The following is a 19,671-nucleotide window of genomic DNA, read 5'->3' as shown; positions in this document are numbered from 1 at the left end:
AAAACCAGGAGACAAACCATGGTCCTTTCATCCATCGCGCGATCGCTGCGCCACATCTGCGCCGGCACCATGGCGCTGACCTTGGCCACCCATGCCGCAGCCGATGCCCCCGACGCGAACTGGCCCGCCAAGCCGGTCACGCTGGTGGCGCCTTTCACGCCCGGAGGTACCACGGACATCGTGGCGCGCGCGTTGGCGAACCAGTTGCAGATCATCTGGAAGCAAGCCGTCGTCGTGGACAACAGGCCCGGCGCGGGTGGCACCGTCGGCGCAGCGTTGGTGGCGCGCGCAAACCCCGATGGCTACACCCTGCTGCTCGCCAACGTGGGTCATGCCGCGGCGCCTGCTCTGTACAAGAATCTTCCGTACGACTTCACCAGGAACCTGGACTCGATCACCAACGTCGCCATTGTTCCCAACGTGTTGCTGGTCCCCAAGAGCCTTCCCGTGTCGAACGTGGCCGAGCTCGTCAAGTACATGAAGGAGCGCAAGGCGCCCGTCTCCTATGGCTCGGCAGGCATCGGCAGCACGCAGCACCTGTCGGCCGAACTGCTGAAGTCGCTGGCCAGGGTCGATGCGGTGCATGTCCCCTACAAAGGTGCTGCACCGATGATGACCGACCTGATCGGCGCTCGCCTCGAATTCGCCATCGATTCGGCCGGGTCGGCCGCCGCGCAGATCTCCGGGGGCCACGTGAAGGCATTGGGCGTCACCACGACCAGGCGCACGGCCTCTTTCCCCAACCTGCCCACCCTGGATGAATCCGGTCTGCCCGGCTATGCAGCCACCACGTGGTACAGCATCTCCACCACGGCGGGCACGCCGCAGCCCGTAAAGGATAGGATATACCAGGGCATAGTGCAGGCGCTGGCCACGCAGGGCATGAAGGACGTGCTGGCCGGCATGTCGGCCGAGCCCGGCGGCATGCCGCCCGCGGAGTTCGACCGCTTCGTGCACGCCGAAGTCAAACGCTGGACCGATCTCATCAAGAACGGCGCCACCATCAAGGAATGAACCATGGGCCTTCGCTTGCCCGAAGGCCCTTTCTGCTCACCATGCTTACCTCCGACCTCTCCAGCTTTCTCTGCCCCACCCGGATTCACCTCGGTATCGGCTCCCACACGCAACTGGCGAACGTGCTCAAGTCGTTCCAGAGCGACCGTGTCTTCATCACCGTGGACCGTGCCCTGCTGGCCAGCGATTTCTATCGCCGCATCGAAGCCATCCTGGCCGCACAGAACATCCAGACCGCCTCGTTCAGCGACATCGAGGCCGACCCCAGCGACACCACCGTCGAGCGCGCCTTCGCCACTTGCCTGCAGCACCAGGCCACGGCCATCCTGGCCGTGGGGGGCGGCAGCACCATGGATGTGGCCAAGGCCGTGGGCATTCTGGCGACCAATGGAGGGCGCATCCACGACTACGAAGGCATAGAGAAATTCAAGCACCGCCCGCTGCCGCGCATCGCCATACCGACCACGGCGGGCACCGGCTCCGAGGTCTCGGGCTCCTGCGTGATCTCGGACACCACGCGGCAGCTGAAGATGTCCATCCGGCACGCATCGATGAACCCCGCCGACGTGGCCATCCTCGATCCGCTCGCCCTCACCACCATGCCGGCGCACGTGGCCGCGCATTCGGGCATGGATGCGTTCGTTCACGCCTTCGAGTCCTACATCTCGCGCCAGTCCAACCTGATGACCGACGCACTGAACCTGCATGCCATGGAACTCATCGCGGGCAATATCCGCAGCTTCGTGGCGGACCGCTCGCGTCTGGACGCCGGGCTGAAGATGCTGTGCGGCTCCGCGCTCGCAGGCATGGCATTCGGGCAGACCGGCCTTGGCAATGTGCACTGCATGGCGCGTTTCGTTGGGGCCTTCTTTCACCTGTCGCACGGCTTGTCCAATGCGCTGTGCCTGCCGCATGTTGCGGCCTTCAACATGAATGCCGCACTCGAGAAATATGGCCGCGTCGCTCGCGCCATGGAGTACCGGGTGGACGGGCTCTCGCGTCTGGATGCGGCACGCACTGCCGTCACGGCCATCTCGGAGCTGTGCGCCGATCTGGCCATTCCACCGCGGCTGCGCGATGCCGGTGTCACCGAAGATCGCTTCGAAGAGATGGCTGGGCTGTGCGCCGAGGCCAACTACAATCGCTGGAACCCTCGCCACACCACCTCGGCGGATTTCCTGGAACTGTTCCGGAAGGCCCACTAGGCCCTGGTCGGCAATGGAGCCGACGGTGGACTGTCATCCGCAACCCGTCGCGCTCCATGGACAACACGCCGCCAACCACTCCCCATCAACGCATCACCGTACATGACGTGGCGCGTGTTGCCGGGGTGTCGATCGGCACCGTCTCCCGTGTCGTCAACGGTGCCGCCACCGTCAAGCCGGCCGCGCGCGAGCGGGTGAACCAGGCCATTGCGGAGCTGGGCTGGGCACCCAGCGTGGCCGCGCAGGCCATGCGGGGGGCGTCCTCGCACATGGTCGGCTTCATCTTCTCCGACATTCGCAATCCGCTGTACTCGGCCATGGTGAAAGGCGCGGAGGATGTGCTCACACAGCATGGCTATCTGCTCATGATCGCCAGCAGCGACGGACTGGCGGAACGCGAGATCGCGCTGATCGATCTGTTCGCACGGCGCAAGGCCGACGGGCTGCTGTTCACCATCGAAGAAGAAAGCGACACGGCGGTGCGGCAGTCCCTGTCATCGGCACGCATCCCCACGGTCATGCTCGAGCGCGAACTCTCGCCCGCCGTGCCCACGGTCGGTGCCGACCACTATGGCGGCACACGGCAGGCCGCCGAATATCTGCTGAGCCTGGGCCACAGGCGCATCGCCCTCATCAGTGGCGGACGGTCCAACCGCGTGGGACGCGATCGTCTGCGCGGCTTCACGGACGCGCATGCCGCAGCCGGCGTGGAGCAGGATGAGCAGCTGATGCGTCTCGACGGATTTTCCGCAGACTACGCCTTTCGCCAGACGCAACTGCTGCTGGGGCTGGAGCGCCCGCCGACAGCCCTGATTGCGGCCGGCATGCACCTGCTCAACGGAATTCTTCCGGCGATCCGCATGAAGGGCCTGCGCATTCCGCACGACATTTCCCTCATCGCATCCAACGACAGCCCCCTGGCTCAATTGGCCACGCCCGCCATCAGCGTCATCCGTTACGACGGCTATGCCCTGGGCCGCGAAGCGGCGTTGTTGCTGCTCCAGCAACTGAAGGGCGATACACCCCCGCAGCCCGATGCGCGGGTGGAGCTTCCGACCGAGTTTGTCATGCGCGAATCCTGCGCCGCGCCCAAAGCAGGGACGTTGTAGACATCGCTCCCGGCGTCGCGGCAGGGCGTGCACAGGAAGACAGGGCCGCGCAGCGGGTCCTCAGGGTTGTCACCATTGTTGATATGTCAACACTGTTGAATCATGCGGCCATCGCAATCGCCGCTTCCCCGTTTTCCGCCCCATGCCCCGACCACGCAAACTCCCCGCACCGGACACGCAGGTCCATAGCCAGACGCTGGCGCTGGAGGACTTTCTGACCTTTCGCCTGGGTGCACTGTCCAATGCGCTGCAGACCCAGGTGACGCGCCACTACATCGCGCCGGCCTCGCCCGTGGGGCTGACCGAATGGCGACTCATGGGCCAGATCCAGCGCCATGGCGAGCTGCACGCCAGCGCGCTGTCGCGCCTGAGCCTGATGGACAAGGCCCAGATCAGCCGCGCGCTGCAGCCGCTGATCGACCGGGGCTGGGTGCTGCGCCGCGCCGACCCGCAACACGCGCGGCGCCACCTGCTGCAGCTGAGCGAAGCAGGGCAGGCGCTCTTCGACGAGGTGCTTTCCCGCGCACGCCCCTACCAGGCGGCCCTGCTCAATGCCCTGACGGCCGATGAACGCGCCATGCTGGACCGCATCCTGGACAAGCTCGGCCGTGCCTCCCAGGCGCTGGACCAGGGTCTGGATTCCTGATTTCCCCACGAGCCGCAACACGGCCCCCCCGACCCACCCCCCGACTCGCCCCCCGACCCACCCCACGAGCCACACCATGAATTGCTCCATGCACCCTGATGAGCGGGCCGCCCGCATCGAACTGGCCGCCTGCTACCGCGTCTTCGCCATGCTGGGCTGGGACGAACTGATCTACAACCACATCACGGTGCGCCTGCCTGACAGCGTGACGGGTGGTGAAAAGCAGTTCCTGATCAACCCCTTCGGCCTGCACTACGAAGAGGTCACGGCCAGCAACCTGGTGCGCATCAATGTGCGCGGCGAGGTGCTGGATGGTTCGCGGCATCCGGTGAATCCGGCCGGCTTCGTGGTGCATGCGGCCATCCACGACGGACTGCCGGGCGCGCACTGCGTGATGCACACGCACACCACCTCGGGCATGGGCGTGGCCTGCCTGGAGCAGGGCCTGTCGCAAAGCAACTTCTACAGCGCCCAGCTGCACGGCATGGTGGCCTACCACGACTTCGAGGGCATCACCATCCATGCCGACGAAGGGCCGCGCCTGCTGGCCAGCATAGGCAACCGCAAGGCCGTCATCCTGCGCAACCACGGCCTGCTGAGCTGGGGCAGCGACCTGCCCCAGGCCTTCGTGGTGCTGTGGACGCTGCAGCGCGCCTGCGACGTGCAGATGGCCACCCTGTCCATGGGGGCGCCGCGCATGGTCTCCGACGCCATGGCCCGGCGCTGCAACGAGGACTCGCTGACCTTCAACGACAGCCACGGCGGTGCCCGCGATGTGTTCGACCACCTGGTGCGCCGCGTCAACCGGCGCGACAGCAGCTATCTCGATCTTTGAACCCGGAGCTTCCCGCGCATGACCATGGAACAGACAAGCATTTCATTCGACAAGGCCTGCATCTTCGGCGCCGGTGCCATCGGCGGCTGGATGGGCGCGGCCCTGGCCCGCGCCGGCTGCCAGCTCAGCGCCGTGGCGCGCGGCGCCGCGCTGCAGGCGCTGCGCACCCAGGGCCTGACCCTCGTGCACGGCGAGCAGCGCGAGCACTTCGCGCTGCGTGCCGAGCAGGACCCTGCCGCCCTGGGCGTGCAAGACCTGGTCATCATCTCCGTCAAGGCGCCGGGCATGCCCGATGTGGCCGAGCGCATCGCCCCGCTGATCGGTCCGCAGACCGTGGTCCTCACGGCCATGAACGGCGTGCCCTGGTGGTTTCTGCAAGGCGGTGTCGATGCCAGCGTGCGCGGCCGCCAGCTGAAGACGGTGGATCCCGAAGGCCGCATTGCGCGCGCCATACCGCTGGATCAGGTGCTGGGCTCCGTGGTCCATGCCAGCTGCTCCAACGATGCGCCCGGCGTGGTGCGCCGCCACTTCGGCAACAGCCTGATCCTGGGCGAGCCCCTGGCGACCGGCCCCGGCCAGTCGCCCACGCCGCGCCTGGCGGCACTGGCCCAGCTGCTGCAGCGCGGCGGCATCGAGGCCAGGCTGTCCGACAACATCCAGCGCGACGCCTGGTACAAGCTCTGGGGCAACATGACCGTCAATCCCGTCAGCGCGCTGACGGGCGCTACCTCGGACCGCATCCTGGGCGACGAACTGGTGCGCGGCCTGATCACGCGCGTGATGCTGGAGGCCAAGGAAATCGGCGCGCGCATCGGCCTGCCCATCAACGAATCGCCCGAAGACCGCCATGCGGTTACGCTCAAGCTGGGCGCCTTCAAGACCTCCATGCTGCAGGACGTGGAAGCCGGCAAGCCCGTGGAACTCGACGCCCTGGTGGGCGCGGTGCGCGAGATGGGCCAGCTGTGCGGAGTGGACACGCCGTTCACCGATGCGCTGCTGGGCCTGGCGCGGCTGCAGGCGCGGCAGAAGGGGTTGATGGACTGAGGCCGCGGCCATCTGGCTTGTGTCGTGCCAATGCGTAAAATGAGAATAGTTCTCACTCATTGGCCTGGATGACGCTTCGGGCCGCCTCCCATGCCCGGCGCCGAATCCGCACTGCACCCGTCCATCCATCGGCTCTACAGCGACCACCATGGTTGGCTGCAGGGCTGGCTACAGCGCAAGCTGGGCAATGCCTTCGATGCCGCCGACCTGGCCCAGGACACCTTTGTTCGCGTGCTGACGGCGCCCGATGACCTGCCTGAAAAGCAGGCCGGCTGGAACCTGCGCGAGCCGCGCGCCTATCTGACCGTGATCGCCAGGCGGCTCATGGCCAACCTGCACCGCCGCCGTTCACTGGAGCAGGCCTATGCCGAGGCGCTGGCGCTGCTGCCCGAGCCGCACATGCCTTCGGCCGAGCAGCAGGCCATCATTCTGGAAACGCTGCAGGAAATCGACGCCATGCTCGACATCCTGCCCGCCGCCGTGCGCCGGGCCTTTTTGCTGGCCCAGCTCGATGGCCTGACCTATGCCGAGATCGCGCAGCAGATGGCGCTCAGCGAGCGCACGGTCAAGCGCTACATGGCTCAGGCCATGGCACGCTGCATTCTGCTCACGCCATGAGCGCCCGCGACCCGAGGCCTGCGCCGCTCAGCGAGGCCGTGGCACTGCAGGCGGCCCAGTGGTTTTTTCTGCTCCAGGGCGGTGATGCCAGCGAGCGCGATCACGCCCGCTGGAGGCAGTGGCACGAGGCCGACCCGCTGCATGCCCAGGCCTGGCAGCGTGCCCAGCGCGTGGGGCAGAAGTTCGCCATCGTGCCCAGGGACCTGGCCGGCCCTGCGCTGCAGCGTCCAGGCCGGGGCGAGCGCCGCCGCGCGGTCAAGGCGCTGGCCCTGCTGCTGATGGCCGCGCCTGCCGGCTGGCTGGTCTGGCAGCAGACGCCCGCACGCGACTGGCTGGCCGATGCGCGCACGGCCCGTGGCGAGCGCCGCAGCCTGGTACTGGCCGATGGCAGCCGCGTGGACCTGGATACGGCCAGTGCCATCGACCTGCGCTTCGATGGTGAGCAGCGGCTGCTGCAGCTGCGCGCAGGCGCCATCCATGTGCGCACGGCCGCCGATCCGCAGCCACGCCACCGTCCCTTCATCGTTGCCACGGCCGAAGGCCGGATGCAGGCGCTGGGCACGCGCTTCACGGTGCGCCAGGGGCCGGGCCACACGCAGGTGGCCGTGTTCGAGGGCGCCGTGCGCGTGCAGCCCGCTCAGGCTGCACGCGATGGCTCTGGCGCCCTCGTGCTGCAGGCCGGCCAGCAGGCCGTGTTCTCGCCAACGGAGGTCCAGGCCGTGCAGCCCCTTGCAGCCCATGCGGATGCCTGGGTGAACGGCGTGCTGCAGGTGCGCGAGATGCGCCTGCAGGACTTTGCCCAGGCGCTGGGCCGCTATCGCACCGGCCTGCTGCGCTGCGACCCCGCCGTGGCCGATCTGCGCATCTCGGGTGCCTTCCAGCTCGATGACACCGATGCCGTACTGCAAAGTCTGCCCCAGGCCCTGCCCGTGCAGGTGCTGTGGCGCACGCGCTATTGGGTCACGCTGCAGGCGGCGCAGCACTGAACCGACGCAGCGCCCGGCACGTATTTTTTCGCGGGGCGCGGTCCCCTGCTGTCACCTTTTCCGTTCTCGCGTGTGAAGTCTGGAGAAACAGCCATTTCACACATCCGAGGAGGAAGCTTTCCATGACCCATCCACCGTCATCCCATCTAGCTGCGGCCCTGTTGCTGGGCATGGCCTGCGCAGGCGGCGCGGCCACCGCGAACGCCGCGCCAGCAGTGTCGGAAGGGATTGCGCCGGCCGCCGCTGCAGCCTCCGAGCGCAGCTACCAGGTGCCCGCCGGCCCGCTGGACGAGGCGCTGGCCGGCTTTGCCGCCCAGGCCGGCGTGAGCGTGGTGATGGCGCCTGATCTGGTGCGCGGCCTGCGCTCTGCGGGCCTGCAGGGCCGGCACGGCGTGGCCGAAGGCTTTGCGCGGCTGCTGGCAGGCTCCAGCCTGCAGGCCGTGGCCAGTGGCGCGGGCAGCTATGTGCTGGGCCAGGTTCCCGAACTGCGCCCGGCCGCAGCCCCCGGTACGGCCATGCTGGGCGAGGTGCGCGTGACGGCCAGCGCCGAGACCGAGCAGGCCCTGGGCCCGGCCGGCGGCCATGTGGCGCGCCGCAGTTCCACCGGCAGCAAGACCGATGCGCTGCTGGTCGAGCTGCCGCAGTCCGTGTCGGTGATCACGCGCGAGCGCATGGATGACCTGGGCGTGCAGCACATGGGCGAAAGCATGCGCTACCTGGCCAATGTGCGGCCCGACAGCGGCGGCGCGCAGAACGCGGCCACCAATGTCTATATCCGCGGCTTCCAGTCGGCGGACTTCTATGTGGATGGCCTGCGCTACCGGCCGCTGGGATTTTTCGGAATGATGGCCGAGGAGCCTTATGGCTTCGAGCGCGTGGAAGTTTTCAAGGGGCCGGTGTCCGGCCTGTACGGGCAGTCCAACCCGGGCGGCATCGTGAACATGGTCTCCAAGCGGCCCACCGAGGTGGCGCGCGGCGATGTCGAATTCTCCACGGGGACGGGCGGGCGTGCCCAGGTGGCGGCCGATGTCAGCGGCCCTGTGAATGCCGACAAGACCCTGCTTTACCGCTTTGTGGCGCTGGGCCGCCAGGCCGATGCCTACATGGACCATCAGCAGGACGACCGTGTCTACCTCGCTCCCAGCCTGAGCTGGAAGCCCGACGCGCGCACGCGCCTGGACCTGCGTGCCGTCTACCAGAAGAACTGGGCGCTGGCGACCACCAATGTGCCCTGGGCGGCCGTCAACGGCAGCAGCCCGCACGGACGCATGCCCATGGATCGCTTTCTGGGCGAGCCGGGTTTCGACAGGGAATTCCAGGAACAGAAGTCGCTCGCCTATGACTTCTCGCACGACTTCGGTTCGGGCTGGAGCGTGCGGCAGAACCTGCGCTATGCCGACTTCAACAACCGGGAAAACTACCTGGCGCGTGCCAGCGGCCTGGTCAACGGCACGCAACTGATGCGCAACTACCAGCTGCGCCATGCCCACGGCAGCGTGCTGTCGCTGGACACCCATCTGCTGGGCCAGGTACGCACCGGCGCGCTGCGCCATGAGGTGCTGGCCGGCATCGACTACAACCGCAACCGCACGGTACGCGACGAGAAATGGGGCGTGGGACCGGTGCTGGGCAATGTCTTCGATCCGCGCTATGGGCAAAGCGTGGATACCTCGGTCCACACATCATGGGTCAACGACGGCAACGGCACGCGGCAGCTGGGCACCTATGTGCAGGATCGCATCCACTGGGACCGCTGGGTGTTCACGGCCGGCCTGCGCCATGACAGGGTCAGCACCGAGGTCACTGACCTCTGGACCGGCACGGTCAGCTCGGACCGCGACTGGTCGGCCACCACCGGCCGGGCGGGCGTCAACTATGTGTTCGACAACGGCCTGGCGCCCTATGCGGGCTATGCGCAGTCGTTCACGCCGGTCTCCGGGGCGACCTCGCCCGCGCGCGGCAGCAGGCCTTTCGAGCCCGAGACCGGGCGCCAGTTCGAGGTGGGCGTGAAGTACCAGCCTGAAGGCCGGCAGAGCTTTGTCTCGTTGGCATTGTTCGATCTGCGCCGCCAGAACGTGGCCACCACCGACCCCCAGGATGATCGCTACAGCGTGCAGACCGGCGAGACGCGCTCGCGCGGGCTGGAACTGGAAGCTTCGCTGCAGCTGCAGCGCAACCTGCGCCTGATTGGCGCCTACAGCTACAACGACATCCAGGTCACTCGAGACAACGCCAGCACCGATGGCTACACCGTGCTCGGCAAGGGCGTGTTCAAGGCGCCTGCGCACATGGCCTCGCTGTGGCTGGACCAGGCGTTCACGCAGGGCGCGCTGCAGGGCCTGAACGTGGGCATGGGCGTGCGCTACACGGGCTCGGCCTGGGGCGATGCGCTCAACACCTTCAAGGTGCCGGGCTACACGCTGCTGGACCTGGCGCTGCGCTATGACCTGGCCCAGGCATCGCCCGCCTGGCGCGGCTGGAGCGCCAGCCTGCATGTGCGCAATCTGACGGACCGCTACTACGTGGCCTCGTGCTTCTTCGCGCTGGCCTGCAACATGGGCGAGGGGCGCACGGCCGTGGCCAAGCTCAACTACCAGTGGTGAGTCGCCAAGGCTGAGGGGGGCGAGGCGCGCAACCGTAGACTACGCCCCCATGACATCCGCCAAGAACCCCGTGTCGTCCTGGTCCACGCTGTGCGTGGTGGCCACCACTGTCCCCAGTGCAGAGGAGGCAGGCCATCTGGCCCGCAGCCTGGTGCAGCAGCAGGCCGCGGCCTGCGTGCAGGTGGAGGCCATCATCTCGCACTATGTGTGGCAGGGCGAACTGCACGCCACGCCCGAATGGCGCCTGGTCTGCAAGACCCTGCCCGACGTGCTGGAGCGCCTGACCCGTCTGCTGCGCGCCGGCCACAGCTACAGCGTGCCGCAGATCACCATGCGCACCGAGCGCTGCATGGCCGACTATGCGCAGTGGCTGCGCTCCCAGGTCTCGACCAGGGACGTGGCTGACGCTGCAGAAAAGGCCGCCGCGCCGCGCGTCACTGCGGCGTGACGTTGGCGGCCTTGATCACGGGCACCCAGGTCGCTGTTTCCTTGCGGATCAGCTCGCCAAAGGCGTTGCCCGTGACCACCCAGGGCTCGATCCCCTGCAGGTCCAGCTGCTTGACCACGGCCGGCGTGCTGAAGATCTCCTGAATATCCTTTTCCAGCTGCCTGAGCACGGCCGGCGGCGTCTTGCTGGGCGCCATCACGCCGTACCAGGACGAGATGGCAATGCCCGGCACGCCAGCCTGTGCCAGCGTGGGCACGTCTGGCAGGTACTTGCTGCGCGCCGGATCGGTCACGGCCAGCGCGCGCAGCTTGCCCGACTGCACATGCGGCAGCAGGGCGGGCACATTGCCCACGATCATGGGCACGGTGCCGCCCAGCACATCGTTGAGGCCGGGCGCCGTTCCCTTGTAGGCCACATGCAGGATATCGGCACCGGTCTGCTGCTTGAACAGCTCGCCGGCCAGGTGCAGGCTGGAGCCCACGCCGGGCGAGGCATAGCTGATGGTGGCAGGCCTGGCCTTGGACAGGGCCACCAGCTCCTGAACCGTCTTTGCGGGCACGCCGGAGTGCACGGCAATCACATTGGCTGCCTTGGCCAGCGAGGCCACGGGCGCGAAGTCCGCCTCCACGCTGTAGCCGGGCCTGGCCAGCAGCGTGGGATTGATGGTCAGGTTGCCCTGGGGCACGACCAGCAGCGTATGGCCGTCAGCCGCGGCGCGTTTCACCATGTCGATGCCGATATTGCCGTTGGCCCCGGGCTTGTTCTCCACCACCGAGGTCTGCCTGTAGCGCTCGGCCAGGCCCGTGGACAGCAGGCGGGCCAGGGCATCGACCGGGCCGCCTGGAGGGAAGGGCGCGACGATGGTGAAGGGCTTGGCGGCCAGCTGCTGCTGCGCGGCGGCGTCCTGGGCCAGGGCAGTCTGGCATGCGGCTGCGGCCAGCAGGGCGGCGGTGCCGAGCAAGGAGGGGGCTTTCATGGGGTAACTCCGGGAACGAAGGCAAGGCAGGTACAAGCAAGAGAGATGCCTGTTGGCTATAGATTGTTTCTTTGATGAAACAATGTTCTTCTTATAAATCGACGCGAAGCATAAAACCTGCAGCTTGATCCGGATCAAGGGAAAACCCTTGGCTTGAGCCCCAGGGCCTGCCTGCGCCCTGCCGCCCATGAAAAAAGGAGCGCAGTGCGCTCCTTCGTGTGCTTTGCTCGCGGTGCTCAGGACAGCAGCGCCTGAGCGAACTCCCTGGCATTGAAGGTTTCCAGGTCCTCGACCTTTTCGCCCACGCCGATGAAATACACGGGAATCGGGCGTTCCTGCGCAATGGCAGCCAGCACGCCGCCCTTGGCCGTGCCGTCGAGCTTGGTGACGATCAGGCCCGTGAGCTGCAGCGCATCGTCGAAGGCGCGCACCTGGGCCAGCGCGTTCTGGCCGGTGTTGCCGTCGATGACCAGCAGCACCTCGTGCGGTGCCGTGGCGTCGGCCTTGGTGACCACGCGGCGGATCTTGCGCAGCTCCTCCATCAGGTGCAGCTGGGTGGGCAGGCGGCCTGCCGTGTCCACCAGCACCACATCCTTCTTGCGCGCGCGGCCGGCGGTGACGGCGTCAAAGCTCACCGCCGCAGGATCGCCGCCTTCCTGGCTGACGATCTCCACCGTGTTGCGGTTGGCCCAGACGCCGAGCTGCTCGCGCGCGGCGGCGCGGAAGGTGTCGGCCGCGGCCAGCAGCACGCTCTGGCCTTCGTCGGCCAGATGCTTGGTCAGCTTGCCGATCGATGTGGTCTTGCCTGCGCCGTTGACGCCGGCGACCATGACCACGGTGGGCTGGTGCTCGCCGATGATCAGCGGCTTTTCCAGCGGGCGCAGCAGGTCGGCCAGTGCATCGGCCAGCAGGGCCTTGACGGCGGCCGGGTCGGTGGCCTTGGCTTCCTTGACGCGGCGGCGCAGGTCGGCGAGCAGATGCTCGGTGGCCTTGACGCCGGTGTCGGCCATCAGCAGGGCATCTTCCAGCTCCTCGTACAGCGCGTCGTTGATCTGCGTGCCGGTGAAGACCGTGGCGATGCTGCTGCCGGTCTTGCGCAGTCCCGCCTTGAGGCGCTGCATCCAGTTCTGGCGGCTGGCGCCTTCGGCTTCGGGCTTGGCCGTGGGCTCGGGTGCGGCAATGAAGTCGGCAGGCGCGGTCGTGGAGGCGGGTGCAACGGGTGCAGTGGCTGCCGCGGGCGGGGCGGCATCGCCCTTGCCGCCGCCGAAGGGCTTGCGCCACCAGGCGCTGCCCGCGTCGGCTGCGGCCGGGAGGTCAGGTGTGCCGGGGGGCAGGGCTGGGGCGCTGTCCTGCGGCGGGGTTGCGGGAATGCCGGCCTCTTCGGGCGCGACGCTGCGGTCCGCCGGGGAAATCTCGGCGGAGGAGGGGGTGGGCTTTTTCTTGAAAAAACTGAACATCGGCAGGTTCTTAGAATCACAGCATTCTATGAAACATGCACTCACCCTCCTGGGCTTAATGGCCTGCATGGGCACCGGGGCTGCTTTGGCAGCCCCGGATGCATCCTCTTCCATCCCTTCGTCGCTGCTGCAGACGGTTGCCAGCCAGGCCGCAGGCGGCACGCGCACCGGCACTTCGGCGCAGCAATTCACCCTGAAGAACGGCATGCAGCTCATCGTGCAGCCGGACCGGCGCGCGCCCACGGCCGTGCACATGGTCTGGGTGCGGGTGGGCTCCGTGGACGAGGTCGATGGCACCTCGGGCGTGGCCCACGCGCTCGAACACATGATGTTCAAGGGCTCGCGCAAGGTGGCTCCCGGCGAGTTCTCGCGCCGCGTGGCTGCCTTGGGCGGCCAGGAAAACGCCTTCACCAGCCGCGACTACACGGGCTACTACCAGCAGATTCCGTCCAGCCGACTGGAGGATGTGATGAAGCTGGAGTCCGATCGCTTTGCCAACAACCACTGGCCCGACAGCGAGTTCAAGAAAGAGATCGAGGTCATCAAGGAAGAGCGCCGCATGCGCACCGAGGATCAGCCGCGCGCCGTGCTCATGGAGCAACTGATGGCGGCGACCTTCATGGCCTCGCCCTACCACCGCCCCGTGATCGGCTGGATGAGCGACCTGGACGCGCTGACGCCTGGCGACGTGCGCGACTTCCATGGCCGCTGGTACGTGCCCGGCAACGCCACCGTGGTCATTGCCGGTGACGTGGACGTGGCCAAGGTCCGCGCCTGGGCAGAGAAGTACTACGGCAGCATTCCCGCACGCGCCCTGCCGGTGCGCAAGCCGCGCACCGAGCCTGCGCAGATCGGCATCCGCCGTATCGAGGTCAAGCAGCCGGCCGAACAGGCCCTGGTGGCCCTGGCCTTCCGGGCGCCCTCGCTGACCCGGGTCAGCGACCTGCAGTCCGACGACCGCGATGCGCTGGCGCTGCTGGTTCTGTCGGCCGTGCTGGACGGCTATGACGGCGCCCGCCTGGAGCGCGCCCTGGTCCAGGGCGAAGGCCGCGTGGCCGACGGCGCGGGCAGCTCCATGTCGCTCATGGGCCGTGGCCCCGGCCTGTTCATGCTGACGGGCGTGCCTGCCACGGGCAAGACTGCGGCCGAGGTCGAGGCCGCGCTGCGTGCCGAAGTGGCCAAGGTCGCCAAGGACGGCGTGGAGCCCGCCGAGCTGGAGCGCGTGAAGACGCAGTGGATGGCCTCCAATGTCTACGAGCGCGATTCGGTCATGGGCCAGGCCCAGAGCCTGGGCAATTACTGGATACAGGGCATGCCGCTGGATGCGGAAGACCAGCTGCTGGCCCAGCTGCGCACCATCACGCCCGATGACGTCAAGCGTGTGGCTGCCAGGTACTTTGGCGATGACCAGCTCACGGTGGGCACCCTGGTGCCGCAACCCCTGCCCGAAGGTGGCAAGCCCCGTCGTCCCGATGCGGGTGCCGGCATCGGCGGACCCCTGCATTGATGGCCCCGAAGCACGCTGGAGTGAAGATGAAGAACATGAAGAAAATGGTGGCCAGCACGGTGCTGGCAGGCGTGGGCATGGGCTTTGGTGCCACGTCCGCATGGGCCCTGCTGCCCATCCAGCACTGGACCCAGCCCAGCGGGGCGCAGGTCTGGCTGGTGGACAGCCCGGGCATTCCCATGGTCGATGTGCAGATGGACTTCGATGCCGGCAGCCGGCGCGATCCCGCCAACCAGGTCGGCCTGGCCAGCGCCGTGGCGCTGATGGCCTCCAAGGGCGTGACCGCCCAGGGCGATGCGCCTGCGCTGGACGAGAACGGCCTGGGCCAGGCCTGGGCCGATCTGGGTGCCAGCTTTGGCGCGCAGGCGGGCCGCGACAGCTTCAGCTACGGGCTGCGCTCCCTGACCGAGCCTGCGCTGCTGCAGCGCGCCGTGGCGCTGGCGGCGCGCCAGATCGCCAACCCCAGCTGGCCGCAGGACGTGTGGCTGCGCGAGCGTGAGCGCTGGACTGCGGCCATCAAGGAATCGGACACGCGCCCCGGCACGGTGGCCGGCAAGGCCCTGAGCCAGGGCGTGTTCGGCACCCATCCCTACGGAGCGCGAGCCACGGGCGAGAGCCTCTCGCACATCGACCTGTCCGACATGCAGTCCTTCCACCGCCGCCTCATCGCGGCCTGCCGCGCCAAGGTCAGCATCGTCGGCGCCGTCAGCCGCGAGCAGGCCGACCAGCTGGTGCAGCAACTGCTGGCCCCGCTGCAGGCGGCGCAGGGCCAGGACGCCAGTGCCTGCGCGCCCCTGCCCGACGTGCCCAAGGTGCAGGCGCTCAAGGCGCCGGTCAAAGAGAACATCCCCTTCGCCTCGGCCCAGGCGCAGGTGCTGATCGCCCAGCCCGGCATTGCGCGCAACAGCCCGGACTTCATGGCCGTGCTCGTGGGCAACCACATCCTGGGTGGCGGAGGCTTCACCTCGCGGCTGACCGAGGAAGTGCGCGAAAAGCGCGGCCTGAGCTACAGCGTCTACAGCGACTTCTCGCCGGGCCTGGACGCGGGCGCCTTCACCATTGCCCTGCAGACGCGCCCCGACCAGGCGGCCGAGGCCCTGAAGGTCTCGCAGGACACGCTGCGCCGCTTCGTGGCCGAAGGCCCGACCGAGAAGGAGCTCAAGGCCGCCAAGGACAATCTGATCGGCGGCTTTGCGCTGCGCATCGACAGCAACCGCAAGCTGCTGGGCAATGTGTCCAACATCGCCTGGAACGGCTTGCCGCTGGACTACCTGGAGCACTGGACCGAGCGCGTGCAGGCGCTGACCGTGCGTGATGTGCGCGAGGCCATGCAGCGCATGCTGCAGCCCGAGCGCATGGTGACCGTCGTCGTGGGAGGCCAACAATGAGCCGCAACAGCATCAAAATCCATACCCCTGCCGGCAAGCGCTGGCTTGAAAAGGCCACGGCCGAAGCCGCCGCGCCCAAGGCGACCGCCGCAGCACCGGCCACAAAGGTAAAGGCGGGCAAGCCGGCACCCTCGGGTGCGGGCGAGGTCCGCATCATCGGTGGCCAGTGGCGCCGCACGCGCCTGCCCGTGGCGCAGCACCCCGGCCTGCGGCCCACGCCTGATCGCGTGCGCGAGACCCTGTTCAACTGGCTGGGCCAGGACCTGACGGGCTGGCACTGCCTGGATGCCTTCGCTGGCACGGGCGCGCTGGGCTTCGAGGCCGCATCGCGCGGCGCGACCAATGTACTGATGAACGAGCAGGACGCCACCCTGGTCCTGCAGTTGCAGCGCCTGCGCGAGCGCCTGGACGCCCAGTCCGTGCGCGTGCTGCGCGGCGATGGCATCGGCTGCCTGCGCCAGGTGGCGCCGGGCACGCTGGACCTGGTGCTGATCGATCCGCCCTTCGACCATGCCGATCTGTTCGAGCCGGCTCTGAAGGCTGCCGCGCAGGCGGTGTCCGCCACGGGCTATGTCTATCTGGAGGCGCCCCAGGCCTGGACCGAGGAGCAATTGGCCGAGGCCGGTGGCCTGCAGCTGTTCCGCCATCTGAAGGCGGGCGCCGTCCATGCCCACCTGCTGCGCAAGGCACCGCAGGACGAGTAAAGGGCGCTGCGGCGGCCGCGTTCCCTGGCAGGAGCGCGGCTGTCGCACAGCCGACCGGCCATGCTGCAGCGCAATGCATAATGCGCCATCCGTGCCGGACCAGGGCACGCGCAGCCAAGGAAAGTGAACGCCATGAGCCACGACGTGATTGCCGTCTACCCCGGAACCTTCGATCCGATCACGCTGGGCCACGAAGACGTGGTGCGTCGTGCGACCCAGCTGTTCAGCCACGTCATCGTGGCGGTGGCGGCGGGCCACCACAAGAAGACCATGTTCAATCTCGAGGAACGCATGGAGATGGTGCGCGAGGCCGTGTCCATCTACCCCCATGTCCAGGTCGAGAGCTTTCATGGCCTGCTGCGCGACTTCGTGGTCGAGCGCGGCGGCAAGGCCATGGTGCGCGGCCTGCGTGCGGTCACCGACTTCGACTACGAGTTCCAGCTCGCCGGCATGAATCGCACGCTGATGCCCGAGGTGGAGACGGTGTTCCTCACGCCCAGCGACCGCTACCAGTTCATCAGCAGCACCTTCGTGCGCGAGATCGCCACGCTGGACGGCGAGATCGACAAGTTCGTCTCTCCCAGCGTGCGTACCCGTCTTCTGCAGAAGGTGCAGGCCAATCGCGCTCCCTGATCGCGCTCCCCTATCGCGCGCCCCGAACGCGCTCCCCGAACGCGCGCCCAGATGCCCTGACCGCCTGGCTGTCTTGAGGCCCGCCAAGGGCCAGGCTCCTCTGGCGATTCCTTCCTAGAAGGAAGCCTGCCGCGCAGCGCTCGCATTCACGGCGGCGTGCACGAACTCCAGCTTGCGCCTGGCCCCGGCCGAAAGGGCGAACGGATAGGCATCGCCATGGCCCAGGCTGCGGTTGAGGCTGTTGGTCAGCAGCGTCAGCGGCACCCACTGGTCGAGCATGGTGCCGAAGTCCGGCCGTGCATGGACCGCGAAAGGGTCCTGCACGCACAGCGCGGGCTGCGTGACCGAGCCTGTACTTGTCCCTGAGCCTCCAGGCATGGTGATGCAGGTGCCATAGCTGGCCGCAGTCTCCAGCAGATCCACCATGTGCAGGTAATGGGCCCAGCTTTCGGCCCAGTCTTCCCACGGGTGGGAGGTAGCATAGGCGCTGACGAAGTTGTCGCGCCACTGCCCGTCCATCGGGTCGCGCGCATAGTAGTTCTGCAGTGCCTGGCCATAATCCTGGCGCTCGTCGCCGAACAGGCGGCGGAATTCCTCGATACGGCCCGCTCCCACCACCAGCCTGTCCCAGAAGAAATGGCCGGATTCATGGCGCAGATGGCCCACCAGCGTCCGGTAGGGCTCGTGCAGGGCCTGGCGGCGCCTGGCGCGCTCGGCATCATCGGCCTCCACCACGTTCAGCGTGATGGTGCCGTTGGCATGGCCGGTCATCACGGGCGCCTGCCCGGGCAGGTCGGCCAGCAGCTCGAAGCGCGGCCCGTCCTCTCCAGGCCGGGGACCCAGGCCCAGGCGGGCCAGCGTGTAGAACAACTGGCGCTTGGCGGCCTCGATCCGGGTCCAGCGCAGCGCATTGGCCGGGTCTGACAGATCGGGCAGCCAGCGTGTCTGGCGGCAGGACTCGCACAGCGCATGGGGATCGTCTGCGGGCAGGGCGAAGTTGCACTGTCCCACGGGACCCCGGTGGCTGCACATCTTGTAGAGACGGCCTGGCGGCTTGCCGCTCGTCAGCGAGGACAGGCTCTCCCACAGCACGCTGTCCCGCGCGCCGGAAACCGGGCGCAGGCAGGCCACATGCAGTCGTTCGGGCAGGAAGGCCAGGGTGGCGCCGCAGTGCACGCATTGAACGCTGTCGAAGAAGACCGGGTGGCCACAGGCATCGCAGTTGAAGACTCGCATGTCGGTCACTTTACGCCGTATGTCCGGCGCCCGGTGGAAAGGGGTCGCGTCTGCCTTAGCCTGCAACGGCCGGCCGGCCGTCCTTGCGCCGGGCCCTGCGGCAGTGGATCCCTGGATGAAAAAAGGCCGGAAGTCTCCGGCCTTGTACTTGGCTCAGCCCCCGCAGGGGCCTGCATCAGGGACGAACCACGATGCTGTTGCGCACCTCGCGCACGTTCTTGGTGGTGCGGGCGATCTCGGCGGCGCGGGCCTTTTCCGATTCGGACTTGGCAAAGCCCGACAGCTGCACCGTGCCGTTCAGGGTCTCGACGCTGATGGAGGTGGCCGAGACACTCTTGTCCTCTGCCATCTTGGCCTTCACAGCAGTGGTGATGCCGGCGTCATCCACATACGAACCCACGGTCTGCTGGTCGCGGGCGACGGAGCAGGCGGTGGTGCCGAGCACGGTGGCGCCGGCGACGAGAGCGAAAGCGATGGCACGGGTGTACTTTTGCATGATCAATTCTTTCTCGGGTAAGAAAAGTGGGGTAACTGGACTGATGGCACTCGGGGACTCAAGGAACTTGGCGACCGCTCACTTGCGCGAGCGTGAGCTCATGAAGAACGCGGTGGCAAGGGCTGCGCCCGTGGCCGCGGCCAGCAGGATGGAGCGGCCCGGTTGCTCGATGACGTAGCGCGTGGTGGCCTCGGTGGCAGATTGCAGCTGGCGGCGGGCGCGGTCGGAGCTGTCGGCACAGAAGTTGATGCCGCGCGTGGCCAGTTCCTGGGCACGTGCTGCGAGGTCATCGATGACGGGGTTCAGCTCACGCTCGATGGACTGGACGCCCTCCTCGGCCTTGTCCAGCGCATTCGCTGCGGTGCGGCGCGTGGTGTTGACGGCTTCCTTGGCGGCATCCGCGACATCCTGTGCAACGTCCTTGGCGGTATCGGCGGCTTTGTTCACGGCTTTCTCGGCTTGGCTCATTGGTTCTATCTCCTCAAAACTGGCATGAATGCGAAAGGCGGTCGGGCTGCCGGGCTGGCTGCCCGCGGGAGGCGGGCTTGGGCTGGCAGGGGGCTGAAGGCGGCGCCGCCGCTACTTCTTGATCAGGCTCATCACAAAGGTGACGACGGCCATGATCACGAAAATATAGAACAGGATCTTGGCGATGCCTACAGCACCTGCCGCAATACCGCCAAAACCGAATATGGCGGCTACCAGGGCGATGACGAAGAACACGATGGCGTAGTGCAGCATGTAAAACTCCTTGGGTTGTTCGTTT

General features: G+C 67.5%; 20 protein-coding genes. 14 read left to right on the top strand and 6 right to left on the bottom strand.

Annotated features, from left to right (window positions below):
• Positions 1–18: 18 nt before the first annotated feature.
• From ACFPFG_RS12250 to cutA, 10 genes are all read left to right on the top strand, one after another.
• Positions 19–1,014: a tripartite tricarboxylate transporter substrate binding protein gene (locus tag ACFPFG_RS12250; RefSeq protein ID WP_099752293.1), complete on the top strand. Its 996-nt coding sequence runs from the start codon at positions 19–21 to the stop codon at positions 1,012–1,014.
• Between the two features lie 41 nt (positions 1,015–1,055).
• Positions 1,056–2,219: an iron-containing alcohol dehydrogenase gene (locus ACFPFG_RS12245; RefSeq protein ID WP_380106756.1), complete on the top strand. Its 1,164-nt coding sequence runs from the start codon at positions 1,056–1,058 to the stop codon at positions 2,217–2,219.
• A gap of 56 nt (positions 2,220–2,275) precedes the next feature.
• Positions 2,276–3,328, top strand: coding sequence for a LacI family DNA-binding transcriptional regulator (locus ACFPFG_RS12240; protein ID WP_380106754.1), 1,053 nt, complete (start codon positions 2,276–2,278; stop codon positions 3,326–3,328).
• Positions 3,329–3,470: 142 nt separating this feature from the next.
• On the top strand, positions 3,471–3,974 hold the full coding sequence (locus ACFPFG_RS12235) for a MarR family winged helix-turn-helix transcriptional regulator (RefSeq protein WP_183019152.1): 504 nt from the start codon (positions 3,471–3,473) through the stop codon (positions 3,972–3,974).
• Between the two features lie 76 nt (positions 3,975–4,050).
• A complete protein-coding gene (locus ACFPFG_RS12230) occupies positions 4,051–4,809 on the top strand; it encodes a class II aldolase/adducin family protein (protein ID WP_088166235.1) in 759 nt (252 codons plus the stop codon).
• An 18-nt stretch (positions 4,810–4,827) separates the two neighbouring features.
• Positions 4,828–5,853, top strand: coding sequence for a 2-dehydropantoate 2-reductase (locus tag ACFPFG_RS12225; RefSeq protein WP_197957266.1), 1,026 nt, complete (start codon positions 4,828–4,830; stop codon positions 5,851–5,853).
• A 90-nt stretch (positions 5,854–5,943) separates the two neighbouring features.
• Positions 5,944–6,471, top strand: coding sequence for a sigma-70 family RNA polymerase sigma factor (locus tag ACFPFG_RS12220; protein ID WP_197957265.1), 528 nt, complete (start codon positions 5,944–5,946; stop codon positions 6,469–6,471).
• Positions 6,468–7,457 carry a FecR domain-containing protein gene (locus ACFPFG_RS12215; RefSeq protein WP_183017424.1) on the top strand — a complete coding sequence of 330 codons (990 nt, stop codon included), beginning with the start codon at positions 6,468–6,470 and terminating at the stop codon, positions 7,455–7,457. Before ACFPFG_RS12220 ends, ACFPFG_RS12215 begins: the two co-directional genes overlap by 4 nt.
• Before the next feature lie 122 nt (positions 7,458–7,579).
• Positions 7,580–10,060, top strand: coding sequence for a TonB-dependent siderophore receptor (locus ACFPFG_RS12210; protein ID WP_380106751.1), 2,481 nt, complete (start codon positions 7,580–7,582; stop codon positions 10,058–10,060).
• A 49-nt stretch (positions 10,061–10,109) separates the two neighbouring features.
• The gene (gene cutA / locus ACFPFG_RS12205) at positions 10,110–10,508 is read left to right on the top strand and encodes a divalent-cation tolerance protein CutA (protein WP_380106749.1); all 399 of its coding nucleotides are present in this window, start codon (positions 10,110–10,112) and stop codon (positions 10,506–10,508) included.
• On the opposite strand, the gene ACFPFG_RS12200 is transcribed toward cutA, so the two are convergent.
• Positions 10,495–11,484 (bottom strand): Bug family tripartite tricarboxylate transporter substrate binding protein, encoded by a 990-nt coding sequence (locus tag ACFPFG_RS12200; protein ID WP_197957263.1) that lies wholly within the window; start codon positions 11,482–11,484, stop codon positions 10,495–10,497. The genes cutA and ACFPFG_RS12200 overlap by 14 nt on opposite strands.
• A 236-nt stretch (positions 11,485–11,720) precedes the next feature.
• A complete protein-coding gene (gene ftsY, locus ACFPFG_RS12195) occupies positions 11,721–12,941 on the bottom strand; it encodes a signal recognition particle-docking protein FtsY (protein WP_380106747.1) in 1,221 nt (406 codons plus the stop codon).
• Positions 12,942–12,969: 28 nt separating this feature from the next.
• On the opposite strand from ftsY, the gene ACFPFG_RS12190 reads away from it, so the two are divergent.
• The 4 genes from ACFPFG_RS12190 to coaD all read left to right on the top strand — a co-directional run bounded on the left by ACFPFG_RS12190 (position 12,970) and on the right by coaD (position 17,173).
• Positions 12,970–14,448 (top strand): M16 family metallopeptidase, encoded by a 1,479-nt coding sequence (locus ACFPFG_RS12190; RefSeq protein WP_312377369.1) that lies wholly within the window; start codon positions 12,970–12,972, stop codon positions 14,446–14,448.
• A 26-nt stretch (positions 14,449–14,474) separates the two neighbouring features.
• A complete protein-coding gene (locus ACFPFG_RS12185) occupies positions 14,475–15,836 on the top strand; it encodes a M16 family metallopeptidase (RefSeq protein WP_380106744.1) in 1,362 nt (453 codons plus the stop codon).
• Entirely contained in the window at positions 15,833–16,540 is a 708-nt protein-coding gene (rsmD, locus tag ACFPFG_RS12180; protein WP_312377372.1) for a 16S rRNA (guanine(966)-N(2))-methyltransferase RsmD, read from the top strand. The genes ACFPFG_RS12185 and rsmD overlap by 4 nt, the downstream gene beginning before the upstream one ends.
• Before the next feature lie 132 nt (positions 16,541–16,672).
• The gene (gene coaD / locus ACFPFG_RS12175) at positions 16,673–17,173 is read left to right on the top strand and encodes a pantetheine-phosphate adenylyltransferase (RefSeq protein WP_183017432.1); all 501 of its coding nucleotides are present in this window, start codon (positions 16,673–16,675) and stop codon (positions 17,171–17,173) included.
• Positions 17,174–17,287: 114 nt separating this feature from the next.
• Here the strand turns inward: coaD and ACFPFG_RS12170 are convergent, their stop codons facing one another.
• From ACFPFG_RS12170 to ACFPFG_RS12155, 4 genes are all read right to left on the bottom strand, one after another.
• Positions 17,288–18,409, bottom strand: a complete 1,122-nt coding sequence (locus ACFPFG_RS12170; RefSeq protein WP_183017433.1) for a zinc-binding metallopeptidase family protein — start codon at positions 18,407–18,409, stop codon at positions 17,288–17,290.
• A 175-nt stretch (positions 18,410–18,584) separates the two neighbouring features.
• The gene (locus ACFPFG_RS12165; RefSeq protein WP_012203732.1) at positions 18,585–18,905 is read right to left on the bottom strand and encodes a BON domain-containing protein; all 321 of its coding nucleotides are present in this window, start codon (positions 18,903–18,905) and stop codon (positions 18,585–18,587) included.
• Between the two features lie 78 nt (positions 18,906–18,983).
• Positions 18,984–19,373: a hypothetical protein gene (locus ACFPFG_RS12160; protein ID WP_013803931.1), complete on the bottom strand. Its 390-nt coding sequence runs from the start codon at positions 19,371–19,373 to the stop codon at positions 18,984–18,986.
• 111 nt (positions 19,374–19,484) lie between these two features.
• Complete coding sequence (locus ACFPFG_RS12155) at positions 19,485–19,646, bottom strand: DUF1328 domain-containing protein (RefSeq protein ID WP_013803930.1); 162 nt, start codon at positions 19,644–19,646, stop codon at positions 19,485–19,487.
• Positions 19,647–19,671 lie beyond the last annotated feature (25 nt).

Origin of the sequence: Delftia deserti (assembly GCF_042653485.1) — a bacterium.
Taxonomy (GTDB): Bacteria; Pseudomonadota; Gammaproteobacteria; order Burkholderiales; family Burkholderiaceae_C; genus Comamonas; species Comamonas acidovorans.
The sequence above is the reverse complement of the archived record's forward strand: the minus strand, read 5'-3'. Positions and strand labels throughout refer to the sequence as shown.